The sequence below is a fragment of the Massilia violaceinigra genome, from assembly GCF_002752675.1.
GTDB classification, from domain to species: domain Bacteria; phylum Pseudomonadota; class Gammaproteobacteria; order Burkholderiales; family Burkholderiaceae_D; genus Telluria_A; species Telluria_A violaceinigra.
On record NZ_CP024608.1, the window covers coordinates 1,658,227 to 1,676,482 of the forward strand.

Annotated in this window: 19 protein-coding genes and 1 riboswitch; of the genes, 16 read left to right on the forward strand and 3 right to left on the reverse strand. The window is 64.5% G+C overall.

Annotation, left to right across the window (positions count from 1 at the left end; translation table 11 throughout):
- Positions 1 to 57: 57 nt before the first annotated feature.
- A riboswitch (TPP riboswitch) is annotated at positions 58 to 163 on the forward strand.
- 70 nt (positions 164 to 233) lie between these two features.
- From thiC to CR152_RS33780, 16 genes are all read left to right on the forward strand, one after another.
- Entirely contained in the window at positions 234 to 2,159 is a 1,926-nt protein-coding gene (gene thiC / locus CR152_RS07425) for a phosphomethylpyrimidine synthase ThiC (protein ID WP_099874339.1), read from the forward strand.
- A gap of 2 nt (positions 2,160 to 2,161) precedes the next feature.
- The gene (gene thiS / locus CR152_RS07430) at positions 2,162 to 2,368 is read left to right on the forward strand and encodes a sulfur carrier protein ThiS (protein WP_099882074.1); all 207 of its coding nucleotides are present in this window, start codon (positions 2,162 to 2,164) and stop codon (positions 2,366 to 2,368) included.
- Between the two features lie 17 nt (positions 2,369 to 2,385).
- Positions 2,386 to 3,192: a thiazole synthase gene (locus CR152_RS07435; RefSeq protein WP_099874340.1), complete on the forward strand. Its 807-nt coding sequence runs from the start codon at positions 2,386 to 2,388 to the stop codon at positions 3,190 to 3,192.
- Between the two features lie 17 nt (positions 3,193 to 3,209).
- Entirely contained in the window at positions 3,210 to 3,947 is a 738-nt protein-coding gene (gene thiD / locus CR152_RS07440) for a bifunctional hydroxymethylpyrimidine kinase/phosphomethylpyrimidine kinase (protein ID WP_099874341.1), read from the forward strand.
- A 20-nt stretch (positions 3,948 to 3,967) separates the two neighbouring features.
- The gene (thiE, locus tag CR152_RS07445; RefSeq protein WP_099874342.1) at positions 3,968 to 4,615 is read left to right on the forward strand and encodes a thiamine phosphate synthase; all 648 of its coding nucleotides are present in this window, start codon (positions 3,968 to 3,970) and stop codon (positions 4,613 to 4,615) included.
- A 36-nt stretch (positions 4,616 to 4,651) separates the two neighbouring features.
- Positions 4,652 to 5,287 carry an ANTAR domain-containing response regulator gene (locus CR152_RS07450; RefSeq protein WP_099874343.1) on the forward strand — a complete coding sequence of 212 codons (636 nt, stop codon included), beginning with the start codon at positions 4,652 to 4,654 and terminating at the stop codon, positions 5,285 to 5,287.
- Positions 5,288 to 5,587: 300 nt separating this feature from the next.
- A complete protein-coding gene (locus CR152_RS07455; RefSeq protein WP_099874344.1) occupies positions 5,588 to 6,172 on the forward strand; it encodes a response regulator transcription factor in 585 nt (194 codons plus the stop codon).
- Between the two features lie 2 nt (positions 6,173 to 6,174).
- Entirely contained in the window at positions 6,175 to 6,585 is a 411-nt protein-coding gene (locus CR152_RS07460) for a response regulator (RefSeq protein WP_208640088.1), read from the forward strand.
- 89 nt (positions 6,586 to 6,674) lie between these two features.
- The gene (locus CR152_RS07465; protein ID WP_099874345.1) at positions 6,675 to 7,781 is read left to right on the forward strand and encodes an S-(hydroxymethyl)glutathione dehydrogenase/class III alcohol dehydrogenase; all 1,107 of its coding nucleotides are present in this window, start codon (positions 6,675 to 6,677) and stop codon (positions 7,779 to 7,781) included.
- Between the two features lie 316 nt (positions 7,782 to 8,097).
- Positions 8,098 to 10,026 carry a M56 family metallopeptidase gene (locus CR152_RS07470; protein ID WP_099874346.1) on the forward strand — a complete coding sequence of 643 codons (1,929 nt, stop codon included), beginning with the start codon at positions 8,098 to 8,100 and terminating at the stop codon, positions 10,024 to 10,026.
- 112 nt (positions 10,027 to 10,138) lie between these two features.
- Positions 10,139 to 10,543, forward strand: a complete 405-nt coding sequence (locus CR152_RS07475; protein WP_099874347.1) for a hypothetical protein — start codon at positions 10,139 to 10,141, stop codon at positions 10,541 to 10,543.
- Positions 10,544 to 10,680: 137 nt separating this feature from the next.
- Positions 10,681 to 11,091 (forward strand): hypothetical protein, encoded by a 411-nt coding sequence (locus CR152_RS07480; protein ID WP_099874348.1) that lies wholly within the window; start codon positions 10,681 to 10,683, stop codon positions 11,089 to 11,091.
- A gap of 101 nt (positions 11,092 to 11,192) precedes the next feature.
- Complete coding sequence (locus CR152_RS07485; RefSeq protein ID WP_099874349.1) at positions 11,193 to 11,579, forward strand: BlaI/MecI/CopY family transcriptional regulator; 387 nt, start codon at positions 11,193 to 11,195, stop codon at positions 11,577 to 11,579.
- Positions 11,569 to 12,786: a M56 family metallopeptidase gene (locus CR152_RS07490; protein WP_099874350.1), complete on the forward strand. Its 1,218-nt coding sequence runs from the start codon at positions 11,569 to 11,571 to the stop codon at positions 12,784 to 12,786. Before CR152_RS07485 ends, CR152_RS07490 begins: the two co-directional genes overlap by 11 nt.
- A 62-nt stretch (positions 12,787 to 12,848) precedes the next feature.
- On the forward strand, positions 12,849 to 15,161 hold the full coding sequence (locus tag CR152_RS07495) for a UvrD-helicase domain-containing protein (RefSeq protein ID WP_099874351.1): 2,313 nt from the start codon (positions 12,849 to 12,851) through the stop codon (positions 15,159 to 15,161).
- A gap of 173 nt (positions 15,162 to 15,334) precedes the next feature.
- Positions 15,335 to 15,895, forward strand: coding sequence for a TfoX/Sxy family protein (locus CR152_RS33780; RefSeq protein ID WP_208640089.1), 561 nt, complete (start codon positions 15,335 to 15,337; stop codon positions 15,893 to 15,895).
- Between the two features lie 58 nt (positions 15,896 to 15,953).
- Here the strand turns inward: CR152_RS33780 and CR152_RS07510 are convergent, their stop codons facing one another.
- The 3 genes from CR152_RS07510 to CR152_RS07520 form a co-directional block, all read right to left on the reverse strand.
- Positions 15,954 to 16,727, reverse strand: a complete 774-nt coding sequence (locus CR152_RS07510; protein WP_099874352.1) for a BPSS1780 family membrane protein — start codon at positions 16,725 to 16,727, stop codon at positions 15,954 to 15,956.
- Positions 16,724 to 17,683, reverse strand: a complete 960-nt coding sequence (locus CR152_RS07515) for a homoserine kinase (RefSeq protein ID WP_099874353.1) — start codon at positions 17,681 to 17,683, stop codon at positions 16,724 to 16,726. Before CR152_RS07515 ends, CR152_RS07510 begins: the two co-directional genes overlap by 4 nt.
- Before the next feature lie 78 nt (positions 17,684 to 17,761).
- Positions 17,762 to 18,190 (reverse strand): hypothetical protein, encoded by a 429-nt coding sequence (locus tag CR152_RS07520; RefSeq protein ID WP_099874354.1) that lies wholly within the window; start codon positions 18,188 to 18,190, stop codon positions 17,762 to 17,764.
- Between the last annotated feature and the right edge of the window lie 66 nt (positions 18,191 to 18,256).

Consider the following 18,256-nt stretch of genomic DNA (forward strand, 5'->3'; position numbering starts at 1 on the left):
AAAAAGCCATCTTGTCCGGCCGATCAACAGGTATAATTACGCTCGCTGCCGCAAGGCGGCACACGCTAGGGGTCCTGCAAGTCGCAATGCGATGCGCGGGTGAGAAACACCCTCTGAACCTGATCTGGATAATGCCAGCGAAGGGAAGCCAGTGAGTTCCATGGATGCGCCGTCACGGCTGCCATCCCGGCCGCTCCTACTCCTTTGCTGGCTCCTGCACGCAATGGAGCCACATGAACGCACCGCTTAAAACCCCGCTCAAATTCGATTCCGCCACCGCCACGGTGGACGAAGCCGCCATCGCGCCTTTCCCGAATTCCCGTAAAGTCTATGCCCAGGGCAGCCGCGCCGACCTGCGCGTGCCGATGCGCGCCGTGAGCCAGTCCGATACCGCCGCCTCGTTCGGCGCGGAACCGAATCCGCCCGTGTATATATATGACACGTCCGGCCCGTACACCGATCCGGAAGCGAAGATCGACATCCGCTCGGGTCTCGGCACCCCGCGCCTGCCGTGGATTCTGGAGCGCGGCGACACCGAAGAACTGGCCGGCCCCAGCTCGGCCTACGGCCAGGCGCGCCTGGACGATCCGGCGCTGGCCGCGCTGCGCTTCCAGCTGCAGCGCACCCCGCGCCGCGCGCTGGCTGGCGCCAACGTGACGCAGATGCACTACGCGCGCCGCGGCATCATCACGCCTGAAATGGAATATGTCGCGATCCGCGAAAACCTGCGCCGCCAGGAATACCTGCAGGAGCTCGAAGCGTCCGGCCCGATGGGCAAGCGCAGCGCGCAGCTGCTGGGCCGCCAGCACCCGGGCCAGTCGTTCGGCGCCAGCATCCCGGACACCATCAGCGCCGAATTCGTGCGCGAGGAAATCGCACGCGGACGCGCCATCATCCCGGCCAACATCAACCATCCGGAAGCCGAGCCGATGATCATCGGCCGTAATTTCCTGGTCAAGATCAACGCCAACATCGGCAATTCGGCCGTGACCTCGTCGATCGGCGAGGAAGTCGAAAAAATGACCTGGGCGATCCGCTGGGGCGCCGACAACGTCATGGATCTGTCGACCGGCAAGCACATTCACGAAACGCGCGAATGGATCATCCGTAACAGCCCGGTCCCGATCGGCACCGTGCCGATCTACCAGGCGCTGGAAAAGGTCAACGGCAAGGCCGAAGACCTGACCTGGGAAATCTTCCGCGACACCCTGATCGAACAGGCCGAGCAAGGCGTCGATTACTTCACCATCCACGCCGGCGTGCTGCTGCGCTACGTGCCGATGACGGCCTCGCGCCTGACCGGCATCGTCTCGCGCGGCGGCTCGATCATGGCCAAGTGGTGCCTCGCGCATCACAAGGAATCGTTCCTGTACACGCACTTCGAAGACATCTGCGCCATCATGAAGGCGTACGACGTCTCGTTCAGCCTCGGCGACGGCCTGCGTCCCGGTTCGATCTACGACGCCAACGACGAAGCCCAGCTGGCCGAACTGAAGACCCTGGGCGAACTGACCCAGGTCGCCTGGAAGCACGACGTGCAGGTCATGATCGAAGGCCCGGGCCACGTGCCGATGCAGCTCATTAAAGAGAACATGGACCTGCAGCTGGACCAGTGCGGCGAAGCGCCGTTCTACACCCTGGGACCTTTGACGACCGACATCGCGCCCGGCTACGACCACATCACCTCGGGCATCGGCGCGGCCATGATCGGCTGGTACGGCACCGCCATGCTGTGCTACGTCACGCCCAAGGAGCATCTGGGCCTGCCGAACAAGGATGACGTCAAGGACGGCATCATCACCTACAAGATCGCAGCCCACGCGGCCGACCTGGCCAAGGGTCATCCGGGGGCGCAGATCCGCGACAACGCGCTGTCGAAAGCGCGCTTCGAGTTCCGCTGGGACGACCAGTTCAACCTGGGCCTCGATCCGGACAAGGCGCGCGAGTTCCACGACGAGACCTTACCGAAGGATTCGGCCAAGGTGGCGCATTTCTGCTCGATGTGCGGACCGCATTTCTGCTCGATGAAGATCACCCAGGAAGTGCGCGACTACGCCGCCACCATGAACGTGAGCGAACAAAGCGCGCTGCGCCAGGGGATGGAAGTGAAAGCCATCGAATTCGTGCGCCAGGGCGGTGAGCTCTATAAAAAGGTGTGACCGTGATCGAGATCGAGGTGAATGGCGAGGCACGGCGCGTGGCGCCGGGTGCTTCCTTGCTCGACCTGGTCGAGGAACTTGGCCTGCCGCCCGGGCAGGCCATGGCGCTGGCGGTTAACCGCCAGGTGGTGCCGCGCCAGCAATGGCCGCAACGCGCGGTGCTGGCGCTGGACAAAATCGAGATCGTGCGCGCCATCGGCGGCGGCTGACAGATAAGGAATCGACAATGAACATGAACGATAACAACGGGGCCGGCAACGACGTCCTCACCATCGCAGGCAAAACATACCGTTCGCGCCTGCTGGTCGGCAGCGGCAAATACCGCGACCTGGCGCAAACGCGCGAGGCGACCGACGCTGCGCAGGCCGAAATCGTCACCGTGGCGATCCGCCGCGTGAACATCGGCCAGGACCGCAACGCTCCCAGCCTGCTGGACGTGCTGCCGCCCGACCAGTACACGATCCTGCCCAACACGGCCGGCTGCTACAACGCGAAAGATGCGGTGTACACCCTGCAAATGGCGCGCGAGCTGCTGGGCGGACGCAATCTGGTCAAGCTCGAAGTGCTGGGCGACGAAAAGACCCTGTTCCCGCACATGCCTGAAACGCTGATCGCGGCCGAAGCGCTGGTCAAGGACGGCTTCGACGTCATGGTCTACTGCAGCGACGACCCGATCCAGGCACGCCTGCTGGAAGAAATCGGCTGCGTGGCGGTGATGCCGCTGGCGTCCCTGATCGGCTCGGGCATGGGTATTCTCAATCCCTGGAACCTGTCCCTGATCATCGAGCAGGCCAAGGTGCCGGTGCTGGTCGACGCCGGCGTGGGCACCGCGTCGGACGCGGCGATTGCCATGGAACTGGGCTGCGACGGCGTGTTGATGAACAGCGCCATTGCCGGCGCGCGCGATCCGGTGCGCATGGCCGGCGCCATGCGGCTGGCGGTGCAGGCCGGACGCGAAGCCTTTTTGGCCGGACGCATGCCCAAGCGCTTCGCCGCCGTGCCGTCCTCGCCGGTGGCCGGCAAAGTCGCGTGACAGGGCAGGGCGCGTTCATGCCGACGGTGCTGGTGTTCGCCGGACTCGATCCGTCGGGCGGCGCCGGCATCGCCGCCGACCTGACCGCGATCGCGGCCCAGGGCGCGCACGCGCTGCCGGTGGTCACCGCGCTGACGGTGCAGGACCATAACCGCGTCCACGACGTGGTGCCGGTCGATTGCGCCCTGTTGACGCGCCAGGCGCAGGCGCTGATCGACACGGTCGAGGTCAAAGCCGTCAAACTCGGCATCCCCGGCAACCGCGCCAACGCCGAGGCGATTGCCGCGCTGGTCAATCAACTGCGCCAGCGTCATCCCGCGCTGCCGGTGGTGCTCGACCCGGTGCTGGCCAGCGGCCATGGCGATGCGCTGGCGCGCGGCGACGCCCTGGCGGCGCTCATGCCCCTGCTGGCCGTGGCCACGCTGGTGGTGCCGAACCTGCGCGAAGCGGAAGCGCTTGGCCAGGTCGCATGCCCGCATGTGCTGGTCACCGGCGGCCATGGCGACGGCCCGGATGTCGTCAACCGCTGGCGTGGCGGGAACCGGGAGCACGAGTGGCGCTGGCCGCGCCTGCCCGGCGAATTTCATGGCAGCGGCTGCACCCTGGCAGCGGCGATTGCGGCCCGCCTGGCGCTGGGCGAATCGATGTTCGACGCCCTCGAACGCGGCCAGTCCTATACCCATCAAAGCCTGGCGCAATCGTTCGCGATCGGCGCCGGGCAGCGCATTCCACAGCGCTTACCTTCCTTACTATGAAACTGAAAGCGACACTCCCCATGCGCGGACTTTACCTGGTCACCCCCAACTGGGACGATACCGAACGCCTGCTCGACTGCACCCGCGCCGCCCTCGATGGCGGGGTGGCGCTGGTCCAGTACCGGCACAAGGACGCCAGCCCGGATCTGCGCCGGCGCCAGGGCGCGGCATTGCTGGCGCTGTGCCGCCGCTACGGCCGTCCGCTGGTCATCAACGACCACCTCGACCTGTGCCTGACCTTGGGCGCCGACGGCGTGCACGTGGGCGGCACCGACGCTTCCGTGGCGCAGGTGCGCGCCGCCCTGGGACCGGGCAAGATCGTCGGCGCCTCCTGCTACGGCGACCTGGAACTGGCGCGCGCGGCCGAACGCGATGGCGCCACCTACGCGGCCTTCGGCGGCTTCTATCCCTCGCCGGTCAAGCGCTACAGCTTCACCACCGCGCCGGATATTCTGCTGGAAGCGCGCAGCCAGATCGCGCTGCCGCTGGTCGTCATCGGCGGCATGACACCGCGTAACGCCGTGCCGCTGGTCGAACGCGGCGCCGACATGGTGGCGGCGATTACATCGGTCTACGGCAGCGCCGATCCGACTTGTGCCGCGCGCCAGTTCGACGCCTTGTTCGGCGCACAGCGGAAAACGTGCGCGAACGTGACCGGGGCCGTATAATCTTTTCACACTTCCTCATAGCGTAAAAGGACTTCCGTGCCAAATTCCGCCCCTGTCGCGAAACGCCGCATCCTCATCGTCGACGACGATCCGCTGCTCCTGCAGTTTCTCAATGAAGTCATCGGCCACGCCGGCTACGACACGGTGACCGCGTCGTCCGGCGAAGAAGCGCTGCAGCAGATCGTCGCGGGGGAGCCGGACATGGCGCTGCTCGACATCACCATGCCCGGCATGACGGGGCTGGAACTGGCACACCACCTCAAGACCCACACCACGGTGCCATTCATGTTCCTGTCGGCCATCGGCGACAGCGAATCGAGCAAGCAGGCCGCCGCCTACGGCGCGCTCGGCTATCTGGTCAAGCCGGTCGACGCCGAGCGCCTGATGCCGGCCTTCGAGGCAGGTCTTGCGCGCGCCGACGATATCCGCCAGCTGCGCCGCACGGAACTGAACCTGAACGCCGCCCTGGCCGCCGGACGCGAAACCAGCCTGGCCGTGGGCCTGTTGATGGGCAAATTCCAGACCGACCGCAACACCGCCTTCGAGGTGATGCGCGACCACGCGCGTTCGAGCCGGCGCAAGATCAACGAAGTGGCCGACCAGCTGCTGGCGGCCGAAGAAACGTTGAACAGTTTGCATGCCGGTTTTGCCAGTCGTCTCAAATCGAAGTGATATGACGCGAAGGCGTTGCGTGTTGCGGACGCTTTCGAAATAAAAATCTTGCACACTGTTCCCGTAGAGCAAAACTTTGCTACACTTGGTGCTGTGACTTGCATTTCTTCATATGGTTGTTGCGCGACTGAGCCCTGACCCGCTCCTGTCCGCCCCTTTTCAGCGCCGCCTTTCCCCTGCGGCCGATAGATGTTTTCGGCCCAACTCCGCCGATTGTTCCCCTGATGCCGCCACGCTTGCGCTATTGCCGCGCCGTGCGATGCAGGATGTCGATCGAAACGGTTCAGAAAGGAGGTCGTCATGAAAGCGACCGCTAATTACAAACTCTGCATTTCCGACGCTGGCCCGCAAGTGGTGGCCAAAGAGCGTCGCACCCTGTTTTCCCACACCCCGCGGCGGCGCGAGGTCGGTTTTGCCTTTCCCCTGGACGACGAGGCACCGCGCCTGACCGCGCCCTTGATGGACGCGCCGCTGGTACTCGGCTGCGCGGCCGATGCCGGCCCGGGCGACCATGAGGGCGGCGCTCGCAGTGTGCCGCGCGTGCTGCACATCGACAGCGATGAAAAGACCGCGCTGGTGCTGGCCACGCTCCTGCAGCCGGAAGCGCGCGTGACCCACGTGGCCACCATCGCCGAGGCGCGCCGCCTGCTTGGCACGCAACTGTATTCGCTGGTGGTGCTCGATCCCGGCCTGTCCGACGGCGACGGCCGCGCGCTGCTGCCGGAGCTGCTGACGACGCCCCTGCTGGTGTACTCGGCGCGCCTGCCCGACGCGCGCGACCCGGTGCGCGCCTTCCTGCCCAAGCCATGGACCTCGCCGCGCCAGTTGTGGAGCACCATTTCGACCATGCTCGGGATTGCACCCGGCCTGACGGCGGGAGATTAGGCATGGACACCGGCATGAACAACGGCCTCAAGACCATCCTGTACGTCGAAGACGACCTGCATGTGCGCACCACGGCCAAGCTGGTGCTGGAGGTGATCGGCAAATTCGAGGTGCGCGACTGCGGCTCCGGGCGCGAAGCGCTGCTGGCGGCCTTGGATTTCAAGCCCGACCTGATTTTGCTGGACGTGATGATGCCCGAACTGGACGGCCTCGCCACCCTGGCCATGCTGCGCCGCATGCCGCACCTGGCCGAGACGCCGGCACTGTTCGTGACGGGCCTGACATCGGAGGCGGACGTGCGGCGCTATGCCGAGGCGGGCGCGATCGGGGTCATTCCCAAGCCCCTGATGCCGCTGCGCCTGACCGGCCAGCTGCACTCGCTGTGGGAGCAGCACGCGCTTGCCGCGGCTTGAACGGAAGATGCACGCTTGGTTCCAGCTTGATATGATGGCGGAAGTGCGCCCGCGCGGCGCGATCCGATCATCTGAGGGACAGGAACAACATGAAAACCAAGGCAGCGATTGCATGGAAGGCGGGCCAGCCGCTGACGATTGAAGAAGTCGACCTGGCAGGCCCGCGCGAGGGCGAGGTGCTGGTCGAAATCAAGGCCACCGGCATCTGCCATACCGACTACTACACGCTCTCGGGCGCCGATCCGGAAGGGATTTTTCCCGCCATTCTCGGACACGAAGGCGCCGGCGTGGTGGTTGACGTGGGTCCGGGCGTGAAAAGCCTGAGCAAGGACGACCACGTCATCCCGCTGTACACCCCCGAATGCCGCCAGTGCAAATTCTGCCTGTCGCAGAAAACCAATCTGTGCCAGTCGATCCGCTCGACCCAGGGGCGCGGCCTGATGCCCGATGCGACCAGCCGCTTCTCGATCGACGGCAAGCCGATTTTCCACTACATGGGCACATCGACCTTCTCGAACTACATCGTGGTGCCCGAGATCGCGCTGGCCAAGGTGCGCTCGGACGCCCCGTTCGACAAGATCTGCTACATCGGCTGCGGCGTGACCACCGGCGTGGGCGCGGTGCTGTTTACGGCCAAGGTGGAAGCGGGCGCCAATGTGGTGGTGTTCGGCCTGGGCGGCATCGGCCTGAACGTGATCCAGGCGGCGAAAATGGTCGGCGCCGACAAGATCATCGGCGTGGACCTGAACCCCGAGCGCGAAGCGATGGCGCGCAAGTTCGGCATGACCCACTTCATCAATCCGTCCAAGGTGGAAAACGTGGTCGACACGATCATCCAGCTGACCGACGGCGGGTCCGACTACAGTTTCGAATGCATCGGCAACGTGACCACCATGCGCCAGTCGCTCGAATCGTCGCACAAGGGCTGGGGCCAGTCGATCATCATCGGCGTGGCGGCGGCGGGGCAGGAGATTTCGACCCGTCCGTTCCAGCTGGTCACGGGCCGTGTATGGAAAGGCTCGGCGTTCGGCGGCGCGCGCGGGCGCACCGACGTGCCCAAGATCGTCGACTGGTACATGGAAGGCAAGATCAACATCGACGACCTGATCACGCACCGCCTGCCGCTCGAACGCATCAATGAAGGTTTCGACCTGATGAAGAGCGGCGAGTCGATCCGCTCGGTTGTGCTGTACTAAGCAAACCGCGTCGGCCCGCGCCTTGCGGGCCATCGTCAATCGCGAACATGGGCCGTGGAACATTCACGGCGCGTGGCAATTCGCCCGCCTCATCGACCACATACGTGCCAGCCACGGCTTTTGGTCGCCTGTTCCCCCGAATCGACCGCCCATCGCCTGCCGGTGGAGCATGGTCCGCCTGTTCTCTACAGTACCGTCAGCACTCCGCGCCCGCGGCTGCCCTCGAAGTAGAAAAATAGTTCTAGACAAAAGTATCTAGATATTTTATTCTACATTGGCCCTTTGACGGAGAGACCATGCACGCAGGAACCCACCCATGAACGACATGCTCGCCGTTATCGTGCCCAGCCTGGGCTGGGCGCTGCTCGATTTTGTGTGGCAGGGATTGCTGATCGGCTGCCTCGCCGCCATGGTGCTGGGATTGCTGCGCGGCGCGCGTCCCCAGCTGCGCTACGCGGTCGGCTGCGCCGCGCTGCTGCTGTGCGCCGCCTTGCCGCTGGCCGGCACGGTGCAGCGCGTGCTCGACGCGCAGGCGGTCACGACGATGTTGCCGCTGGCTGCGATCGGCATGCCGGCCATGCCCGGCGACGCGCCGATGCTGGCCGCGCAGGTCGCCACCTGGGAGCCGGTGCTGCAGCAGCGCCTGCCCCTGCTGATGTTTTTCTGGAGCTGCGGCGCCGGCCTGCTGGCGCTGCGCCTGATGTTGGGCCTGGCCTGGGTGCGGCGCCGCAGCCAGCCGGGCCGGTATGCGCACAACGCCGCCTGGCAGGCGAGGGTGGACCGGCTGGCGCTGCGTTTCGGCGTGGCGCGCAAGGTCGCGCTGGGGCTGGTGGACGACTTGCCCAGCCCGGTCACGGCCGGCTGGTGGCGCCCGGTGATCCTGGTGCCGGCGTCGCTGGTAAGCGGCATGCCGCCCGACCTGCTGGAAGCCCTGCTGGCGCACGAAATGGCGCATATCAAGCGCTTCGACTACCTGGTCAACCTGATTCAAAGCGCGATTGAAATCGTGCTGTTCTATCACCCGGCGGTGTGGTGGCTGTCGCACCGGGTGCGGATCGAGCGCGAACAGATCGCAGATGATTTAGCAGCAAGCATGCTCGGCGAACCGCGGCGTCTGGCGCTTGCATTATCCGAACTGGACCAGTTCCAGTTCTCCACACCTCAACTCGCCCACGGGGCTCACGGAGGAAATCTTATGTCCCGCATTAAACGCCTGGTACGCCCGGATACCGAACCGCTCAACTGGAAAATGGCGCTGCCGATTCTCGGCCTGTCGGCCGCCTGCGCCGCCTTCTATGCAAACGCGCAGACAGCGCCGCTACCGCTTGCCAAAACCGCGCGCGTCGATAGTGCGCCGGCGATCCCTCCGGTGCCACCGGTGCCCCCGGCGCCGCCCGCCACCCCGGCCCTTCCCGCGGCATCGATGGATGTGCCGGTGCCGCCGGTACCACCCATGCCACCGATGCCGCCGCGTCCTCCCGTGACCATCACCAAGGGCGCCGGCGAGATGTCGTATGCGCTGGTGCAGGGCGCCGAGCGCAAGGGCATGCTCAGTGGCGACAGCCGCGATTTCGACGACATCGACGCCGCCAAGCACACCGTCAAGGGCGATTTCCTGTGGTTCCGCCAGGGCGGCAAGGCTTACGTGGTGCAGGACCCTGCGCTGATCGCCAGGGTGACCGACGCCTATGCGCCGCTCAAGCGCCTCGGCGAGCGGATGGACGTGCATGGCAAGGAGATGGAAAAGCACGGCAAGGTGGTTGAACAGCTGGGCCGCGACATGGAACGCACTGTGGGCGCCAATCGGCCCGACGACGCTGAAACGCAGCGCATCACCGGTCTGATCGGGGCGCTGGCATCTCAGCAGGGCCGCTTGCAGCGCGACATTGTGCTGCTCGAGCGCCAGATCGACGACGCCAGCGGGGCCGCGCGCGCCCAGTTGTCGGGAAAACGCGACCAGCTCAACGTCAAGCTGGGCGACATCGAACGCCAGCTCGACCAGCAGCACGCGCAACTGGAACGCCAGCACAGCAAGCTCGCCGATGCGCGCGCTCCGATGGATGCCATCGGCAAGCAGATGAAAGAAGCCGGCAAACCGATGGACGCGCTGGGCAAGCAGATGAATGTACTGGGACGGGAAATGGACCAGCAAGCCAAAGCGGCCGAGCGCGTGATGCGCGAGGTGCTGCGCGATGCGGTCGCCAGGGGCCTGGCGCGGCCCGTGCGAGGGGACCGCGCGGGCTGAGCCGTCTGACTATTTTTGGCAAATAGCCAAATATGTCGAATGTGCAATGGTTTAGAATGGCGCCTCCGGCGATGCGCCGGGGTTGCCGCCCCATCTGACCATGAAAGCAAAAATGAAAAAATTCATCAGCGTTTGTCTCGCGGCCACTGCCGTCTTGTGTATCGCTCCATCGCATGCCGCGCCGGTCGATATCACAGGTCGCTGGATCATTGACCTTGCGCCCATGGTGGCGGAGATGAAAGCGAAGAAGGCGCCGGCGAAAGCGATCGCGTCGATGGAGGAGACCTTCCGCGGCGGCATCATGACCATCGATGCGAAGGCGGTCAAGTTGAGTGTCGCCGGCTATGACGGCCAGCAGGCCGTCACCCTCAAATACAAAATGGTGTCGAGCACGGATAACTGCGCCACGATGCTCATGGATGGCTCACCGCGTCCCATTGCGTACTGTCTGGTGGCCGGCGGCATGCAGGTCAAGGACCCCACCGCCGGCATGACCCAGTTCTACCGGCGCCATTGATCGCGCAGCGCCGAAGGGCTGCAATATGTTAACTTAATTGCATGTCTATTGTGCAATGGATTAGATCCCCGCTTGCGGTCACGCTTCCGGTCGCGCGCAGGAAGCGCTACCTCCATCGACTCACCGTTAAGGAAAACATGAACAAAGCTCTACGCGTTGGTTTTGCCGCCATTGCCGTGCTGTGCGCCGCCCAGTCGCACGCCGCCCCGGTCGATATCAAGGGGAGCTGGGAGATCGACCTGGCCCCGATGCTCGAACAGGCGAAGAAAAATAACGCCCCGGCCGAACAGCTTGCGCAGCTCGAGCGCAGGTTCCAGGGCAGCCAGATGGTGATCGATGCAAAAACGATCAAGCTGTCGCTGGCCGACAGCGTCGCCCAGCCGATGACCTATGAATACAAGATCGCCAAGACCGCCTCGAAGAAGGCCAACTGCGTCAGCCTGAGCATCGATGCCTTGCCCGCGCCGCTGGACTACTGCATCAACGATGGCGCCCTGTCCGTCAACGATCCCACCAGCGTGCTGGTGTCGGTCTACCGCCGCAAATAAGCAAATAAGCAATGAAGCCCGCAACACGGGCTTGACCTTTGCGATTACGCGTGTAATCATAAGTGATCGATTACACGTGTAATTAATAAGGGGAGTGGCGCATGGAACAACAAGCGGGCGCGATCAGCGACGCCGAGTCGAAGGTCATGGAAGTGCTGTGGCAGGCTGGCCGCGCCATGCCGGCCGAGGATATCGTGGCCGCGCTCGTGAACGGCCACCAGTGGCAGGAAGCGACCATCAAGTCGCTGCTCAACCGGCTGCTCAACAAGGGTGCGGTCAGCGCGCAGAAGGAAGGCCGCCGCTATCTCTACACGGCGGTGCTCAAGCGCGAGCACTGGCTCACCAGCGAAAGCAAGGGCATGCTCGATCGCCTGTTCGGCGGGCGCATCGCGCCGCTGGTGGCCCATTTCGGCAAGCACCGCAAACTGAGCAAAACCGACATCGCCGAGCTGAAACGCCTGATCGGAGAGCTCGACGATGATCAATAGCCTGCCCGATCTGCTGCTGCGCCTGACCATCTCCGCCAGCGCGGCCATTGTGCTCCTGCTGCTGGTGCGGCGCCCGCTGCGCCAGCGTATCGACGCCCGCCTGGCTTACCAGGCCTGGCTGATCGTCCCGCTGGCCATGGCCGCCGCCGCGCTGCAACCCTTGTTCGCCGCCCCGGTAAAGGCGCTGGTGCTGCTGCCGGCGTTCGGGCCCGCGGGGAGCGCGACGGAGGCGCTCAGCGCCGCCAACCCTGGTTTCACCGGCTGGCTGCTGCTGGCATGGGCTTGCGGCGCGCTGGCCACGCTGTCCCTGTTCTGCCTGAGCCACCGCGCCTTCGTGCGCAGCCTCGGCACACTGACCGAGCGTGGCGGCCTCGCCTACGCCGCCCATACGACTGGCGGGCCGGCCCTGCTCGGATTGTGGCGCCAGAAGATCGTGGTGCCGGCCGATTTCGAGCAGCGCTACAGCGCCGCCGAACAGGCGCTGATCATCGCCCACGAGCAGGTCCATGCGCAGCGCGCCGATGCCGCCGCCAACATCTTGCTGGCGCTGATGCAATGCGCCTTCTGGTTCAATCCCCTCGTGCACCTGGCCGCGCCGCGCTTTCGCTTCGACCAGGAACTGGCCTGCGACGCGCTGGTGATGCGGCGCCATCCGGCACAGCGCCGCACCTATGCCGGCGCGATGATGAAAACCCAGGCCGGCGTGAGCGTCACGCCGTCCGTCTGCCACTGGCAATCCTGCCACCCACTCAAGGAGCGCATCATGCATCTGCAACAAACCTCACCAACCCCTTCGCGCCGCATGGCAGGACGCATGCTGGTAGCGGCGCTGGCCGCCGTCACCGTCTTCGGCGCCCTGGCCGCACGGGCCGAGTCCACGCCCGGTTACGCAGTGGCCATGACGCTGCGCGTTGGGAGCGACGCGGCGCCGCAGAATGTCAACATTCTCACGCCGGCGGACTTTTCGGTGCGCTCGGGAGCGGGCGAGAGCGTGTGGAGCGGCGATTTTTCGATTACCGCGGCCGGCACCGACCAGGTGTTCATCCGCAGCAAAATCAGCCAGAACGGCAAGCTGGTGAGCGAACCGGGCATGCTGACACGGCTGGGCGCCAGCAGCGCCATCAAGATTCCCGGCGCCGAGGGCAAGCCCGGCCTGGCGCTTGAATTGACGGTCACGCCCGCGGCCCAGGCCGTCCCCGGCGCCTGACAAGGCCCGTTCGCCAGCGAAACCGCCGCCGTCCGGCGGCGGCGCGCCGGTATAATCACGGTATGCAAAATCTCCTCCACAACCTCAATCCCGAACAACTCGCCGCCGTCACCCTGCCACCGCAGAGCGCCCTGATTCTTGCGGGCGCCGGTTCCGGCAAAACGCGCGTGCTGACGACCCGCATCGCCTGGCTGATCCAGACCGGCCAGGTGTCGCCGTCCGGGATCATGGCGGTGACGTTTACCAACAAGGCAGCGAAGGAAATGCTGACCCGCCTGTCCGCCATGCTGCCGGTGAGCACGCGCGGCATGTGGATCGGCACTTTCCACGGCCTGTGCAACCGCTTCCTGCGCACCCATTACCGCGACGCTGCGCTGCCGCAAACCTTCCAGATCCTCGATTCCCAGGATCAGCTGTCGATGATTAAACGTTTGCTGAAAGCGAACAATATCGACGACGAAAAGTATCCGGCCAAAAACCTGATGTATTTCATCAACAACGCCAAGGACCAGGGCTTGCGCGCCAACCGGGTCGAGGCGCACGACCCGATCGAACGCAAGATGGTCGAGTTGTACGAACTGTACGACAACCAGTGCCAGCGCGAAGGCGTGGTCGATTTCGCCGAACTGCTGCTGCGCGCCTACGAACTGCTCGAACGCAACCAGCCGCTGCGCGAGCATTACCAGGCGCGCTTCAAGCACATCCTGGTCGACGAGTTCCAGGATACCAATGACCTGCAATACAAGCTGCTCAAGCTGCTGGCGGGGCAGGGCCAGCAGATCGCCGGCGCGCTGTTCGCCGTGGGCGACGACGACCAGAGCATTTACGCCTTCCGCGGCGCCAATGTCGGTAACATGAGTGCCTTCGAGCGCGAATTCCGGGTCGAGAACCTGATCAAGCTGGAACAGAACTACCGCTCGCACGGCCACATCCTCGACAGCGCCAACCATTTGATCGCCAACAACAGCAAGCGCCTGGGCAAGAACCTGCGCACCGATGCCGGCCACGGCGAGCCGGTGCGCATCTACGAAGCCTCGTCCGACCTGGAAGAGGCGCAGTGGATCATCGAGGAAGCCAAGAGCCTGATGGCTGAAGGCTCGCTGCGCCGCGAAATCGCGATCCTGTACCGCTCCAATGCGCAGTCGCGCGTGATCGAGCACGCCCTGTTCGCGGCCGGCCTGCCGTACACCGTGTACGGCGGCCAGCGCTACTTCCAGCGCGCCGAGGTCAAGCACGCCATCGCCTACCTGCAGCTGATGGACAATCCGCACAACGATTCGGCCTTTTTGCGCGTGGTCAATTTCCCGACGCGCGGCATCGGCATGCGTTCGATCGAAGCGCTGCAGGCGGCCGCCGAACAGTACGGCATTTCGCTGTACGCGGCGGTGCCTTACGTGGCGGGCAAGTCCGGCTCTTCGCTGAACAGTTTCGTGAAACTGGTCGAAGGAGCCCGCTTCGAGACCCAGCAACTGGCGCTGCCCGAAACGGTGCGCGTGGTGCTCGAGGCCAGCGGCCTGCTGCAGCACTACCAGAACGAAAAAGAAGGCGCCGACCGCATCGAGAATCTGGAGCAGATGGTCAATGCCGCCACCCAGTTCGTGCAGGAAGAAGGCTTCGGCCAGGGCGCCCCGGCTTACCTGGGACCGAAGGCGCAGGCCAGCGCGGGCGAACTGATTTTGAATGGCGACGGCACCGAGATCATCGACGCCGACATCCCGCTCAACACCATCATGTCGCCGCTGTCGGCGTTTCTGTCGCACGCCTCGCTCGAAGCGGGCGATTCCCAGGCCCAGGCCGGGCAGGACGCCCTGCAGCTGATGACGGTGCACTCGGCCAAGGGCCTCGAATTCGACGCGGTGTTCATCACCGGCCTGGAAGAAGGCTTGTTCCCGCACGAGAGCAGCTCGCGCGAAATGGATGGCGTCGATGAAGAACGGCGCCTGATGTACGTGGCCATCACGCGCGCGCGCAAGCGCCTGTACATGAGCTTCACGCAAACGCGCATGCTGCACGGCCAGACCCGCTACAACATGAAATCGCGCTTCTTCGACGAGCTGCCGGAAGAGGCGCTCAAATGGATATCGCCGCGCGTGCAGTCGCACTGGTTCGGCAACAAGAAGTCGGCCTGGGATGACGCCAAATTCAGCAGCGGCGGCTCGGACAACAAGATCGCCCAGCAGATCACGCAGAAAGCGGCCAGCAACGGGCCCGGATGGCGCATCGGCGAATCGGTGGAGCACGCCAAGTTCGGTGAAGGGGTGATTGTCAATATCGAGGGAGGCGGCAGCAATGCGCGCGCCCAGATCAATTTCGGCAAGGCCGGCATGAAAGTGCTCGACCTGTCGGTCGCCAAGCTCGAACGCGTGGCGCGCTAGTCTGGTGCGTCATGAAGAATAAGACCTATCCATTGCAAAGCATAATATGGCACCGCAACCATCTATCTGGACCGTGAAAGTGACCGGCATTCTGGCCAAAGTCACGCGCGCCAAGCTTAATAAGCGTCCATCTGTATGACGCACCACTCACCGCTATAGAATCGATCCCTTCGATGCCGTTTTCTGTCAATGATCGAGAAATACTTCGCGCAGTCAAAGGGGTCGGGCCGACGGTCATCGCTCGACTTGAGCAGATGGGATATTCGGATCTGGAGCAACTGGCCGCCGCAGACGCCCAAGGCATTGTGGAAAAGGCCGCCGCACTTGTTGGTTCGACCTGTTGGAAGAATAGTCCTCAGGCGAAGGCGGCGGTTCAGGCCGCTATCATCGCCGCTGCTCGTGCCAGTAAGACGATGGTCGAGTCTGGACTGGTCCAGGAGTCGCTCCTGCCTGGCCATGCCATCCGCGAACTCGAGCGCATGGCAAACCTCGGCCCCAAGTCAGCAGCCATCCTCGCGGCAGCAGGAATTCACTCCTTGGACCACCTTACAATGCTTGGATCAGTTGCTGCCTTTGCGATGGCCAAGCGCTCCGGAGCACGTGTCAGCCTCAATCTCTTGTGGGCGATAGAAGGCGCCCTGACTGGCGAATCCTGGCAAACCGTAGCGCGTGAGCACAGGGCCAGCCTTTTGCTGGCGCTCGATTCATATGGGACTGGCGCTCAGCGGGAGTAGCACCAGCTCCGGCTTTCTTCCTCGCAGCGCCGACCAGCTTGCGTCCGTATTTGCATTCCTACTTGAGCGCCGCCTCTTTCGGCAGCAGCGACGGGTCGCCGAAGATCTGCCGGTAGCTGCAGAAAATCGCGCACTGCAGCAGCAGCACGAACTGCAGCATCAGCCAGATGACGGCAATCCGCCCGCCCTGGCTGTCGCCGAGCAGCAGCATGACCACGATCGACGCGCCGAAAAACATGGCGCTCCACGCCAGCAGCATCACCATGAACGGGCGGATTGCCCCGAAGATGCCGAAGACGCTGTAAAAGATCGCTTTGCCCGGTGACATTTGCTGCCAGTACGTCAGTGGCGGTGCGAAGCACAGCGCCAGCAGCGCCAGGCTTTGCAGCAAGCCCGTCAACAGCACCGCCTGCATGTCGGCCGCGCTGATCTTTTGCGCGGCGCGCTCGGCCAGCGGCACGCTCATCTGCTTGATGAATTCGGGCGAAATCATCAGCGCCAGCATCACGCCGAGCAGGATCGACAATCCCAGGTAGATCAGGCCCAGCTTGCACAGGCGGCGTAAGGCCGGCTGGCGAAATCCCGTGAGCAGCACGCCGGGCGTGACCGGCTGGTCCTGCCCGATCAGGTTGCAGGCCTGCAGGATCGCCATGCTGAACGAGGGAACCAGCACCATCGTGATCATCTGTCCGAGCAGGGGAATGGCGCTCAGGGTCAGGCTGAACAGCAGGGTGGCGAACAGCAGCATCGTGAGGATCGCCGGCTGCTTGCGGAACAGGGCGAACCCCTGCTTGATCCAGAGCCATCCGGTGATGGCGGGAAGGCGGCTCATGCGAACAATTCCGGGGCAGGGGTGGCGATGCGCTCGCGCAGGATACGCTCGAAATGGGTCGGGTCGTGCGGGGTCAGCATTTCGGCTTCGCGCGGCAGGTAGAGGTCGTACAGGCGCGAGAGCCAGAAGCGCAGCGCGGCGGCGCGCAGCATGGGTTGCCAGGCAGCCTGCTCGTCGGCCGTGAACGGGCGGACCGCGTGATAGGCGTCGAGCAGGGCGCGCACGCGGGAGCTATCGAGCACGCCGGTAGCGAGGTCGATGCACCAGTCGTTGACGGTGACGGCCACGTCGAACAGCCAGGTGTCGCAGCCGGCGAAATAGAAATCGAAGAAGCCGGTCAGGCGCTCGCCGACGAACATCACATTATTGCGGAACAGGTCCGCATGGACCGGGCCGCGCCCGAGCCGGTGGTAATGGTCGCAAGCGGCGAACGCGCTCTGGAAATGCATCTCGGCGCGCAGCAGGTGGGCGTTGCGCTCGTCGAGGAAGGGCAATACCAGCGGCGTGGTGTCGTTCCACCAGTCCAGGCCGCGCAGGTTCGGCTGCTGCAGCGGGAAGTCGCGCGCGGCCAGATGCATCCTGGCCAGCATCGCGCCGACGGCCGCGCAATGGACCGGTTGCGGCGCCATTTGCGACGTGCCTTCGAGTTTGCTGACGATGGCGGCCGGCTTGCCGTGCAGCGGCACCACCAGCTCGCCCGACTCGTCCGGCACCGGTGCCGGCACCAGCACGCCGCGCTCGGCCAGATGGCGCATCAGCTGCAGATAAAACGGCAACTGCGCAAAACTGAGGTTCTCGAAAATCGTCAGCACGTACTCGCCGCGCTCCGTCTCGATGAAGAAATTGCTGTTTTCGATGCCGGAACTGATCCCTTTGATGGCGATGGCATTTCCTAATGGAAACTTCTTCAACAACAAGGTGAGGTCATCCAGGCTGACCGCGGTAAAAACTGCCATGTGCAAGCGAAGGGTAAGGTGAGTCGATCGATATCGGTGCGCGCGCGCAAGGGCATGCGCGCGGGCGGATGGGGCGGATTACTTGGCTGGCGCGGGCGGTGGCGGCACCGGTGCCGCCTCGGTGTCGGCGGCGGCCTCGCTGGCGGCTTTTTTCTTCTTGTTCAGGTCGAATTCACCGACCGTCCATTGGGGCGGCCGCAGGGTCGAGCCGGCGGCGTCGCCGGTCGAACTGCCGCCGGCGGGATTGGTGCCCTTCATCGTATAGCTGCTCTTGCCGGTTTTGACCTTCACTTCCGTGGTCCGGCCGCCCTCGCGTTTTTCGGTGATCTTCGGCTCGTTCGCGCGCGGCGCGGGGGTTGCGGGGGTGACTGGCGCCAGGTTGCCGTCGTCGATGCGTTCGAGCTTCGGCGGCGCGTCGCTCGGCTTGGATTGCTGGGCCCCGGCCAGGTTCGCGTGGGCCAGCAGGCACAGTGCCAGGGTCTTGCAGAGAGAAGAAGTGCGCAGCATGATTGGGTCGCCTTTTGATCGTGTGGACCATTGTAACAAACCCCCGCCCCACCTGTGGAAACACAT

Bases quoted from the DNA above. Each gene is read 5' to 3' on its own strand.
- thiC (WP_099874339.1), top strand. From the start codon at position 234: ATGAACGCACCGCTTAAAACCCCGCTCAAATTCGATTCCGCCACCGCC.
- CR152_RS07435 (WP_099874340.1), top strand. From the start codon at position 2,386: ATGAACATGAACGATAACAACGGGGCCGGCAACGACGTCCTCACCATC.
- thiD (WP_099874341.1), top strand. From the start codon at position 3,210: ATGCCGACGGTGCTGGTGTTCGCCGGACTCGATCCGTCGGGCGGCGCC.
- thiE (WP_099874342.1), top strand. From the start codon at position 3,968: ATGCGCGGACTTTACCTGGTCACCCCCAACTGGGACGATACCGAACGC.
- CR152_RS07455 (WP_099874344.1), top strand. From the start codon at position 5,588: ATGAAAGCGACCGCTAATTACAAACTCTGCATTTCCGACGCTGGCCCG.
- CR152_RS07460 (WP_208640088.1), top strand. From the start codon at position 6,175: ATGGACACCGGCATGAACAACGGCCTCAAGACCATCCTGTACGTCGAA.
- CR152_RS07465 (WP_099874345.1), top strand. From the start codon at position 6,675: ATGAAAACCAAGGCAGCGATTGCATGGAAGGCGGGCCAGCCGCTGACG.
- CR152_RS07470 (WP_099874346.1), top strand. From the start codon at position 8,098: ATGAACGACATGCTCGCCGTTATCGTGCCCAGCCTGGGCTGGGCGCTG.
- CR152_RS07475 (WP_099874347.1), top strand. From the start codon at position 10,139: ATGAAAAAATTCATCAGCGTTTGTCTCGCGGCCACTGCCGTCTTGTGT.
- CR152_RS07480 (WP_099874348.1), top strand. From the start codon at position 10,681: ATGAACAAAGCTCTACGCGTTGGTTTTGCCGCCATTGCCGTGCTGTGC.
- CR152_RS07485 (WP_099874349.1), top strand. From the start codon at position 11,193: ATGGAACAACAAGCGGGCGCGATCAGCGACGCCGAGTCGAAGGTCATG.
- CR152_RS07490 (WP_099874350.1), top strand. From the start codon at position 11,569: ATGATCAATAGCCTGCCCGATCTGCTGCTGCGCCTGACCATCTCCGCC.
- CR152_RS07495 (WP_099874351.1), top strand. From the start codon at position 12,849: ATGCAAAATCTCCTCCACAACCTCAATCCCGAACAACTCGCCGCCGTC.
- CR152_RS33780 (WP_208640089.1), top strand. From the start codon at position 15,335: ATGCCGTTTTCTGTCAATGATCGAGAAATACTTCGCGCAGTCAAAGGG.
- CR152_RS07510 (WP_099874352.1), bottom strand. From the start codon at position 16,727: ATGAGCCGCCTTCCCGCCATCACCGGATGGCTCTGGATCAAGCAGGGG.
- CR152_RS07515 (WP_099874353.1), bottom strand. From the start codon at position 17,683: ATGGCAGTTTTTACCGCGGTCAGCCTGGATGACCTCACCTTGTTGTTG.
- CR152_RS07520 (WP_099874354.1), bottom strand. From the start codon at position 18,190: ATGCTGCGCACTTCTTCTCTCTGCAAGACCCTGGCACTGTGCCTGCTG.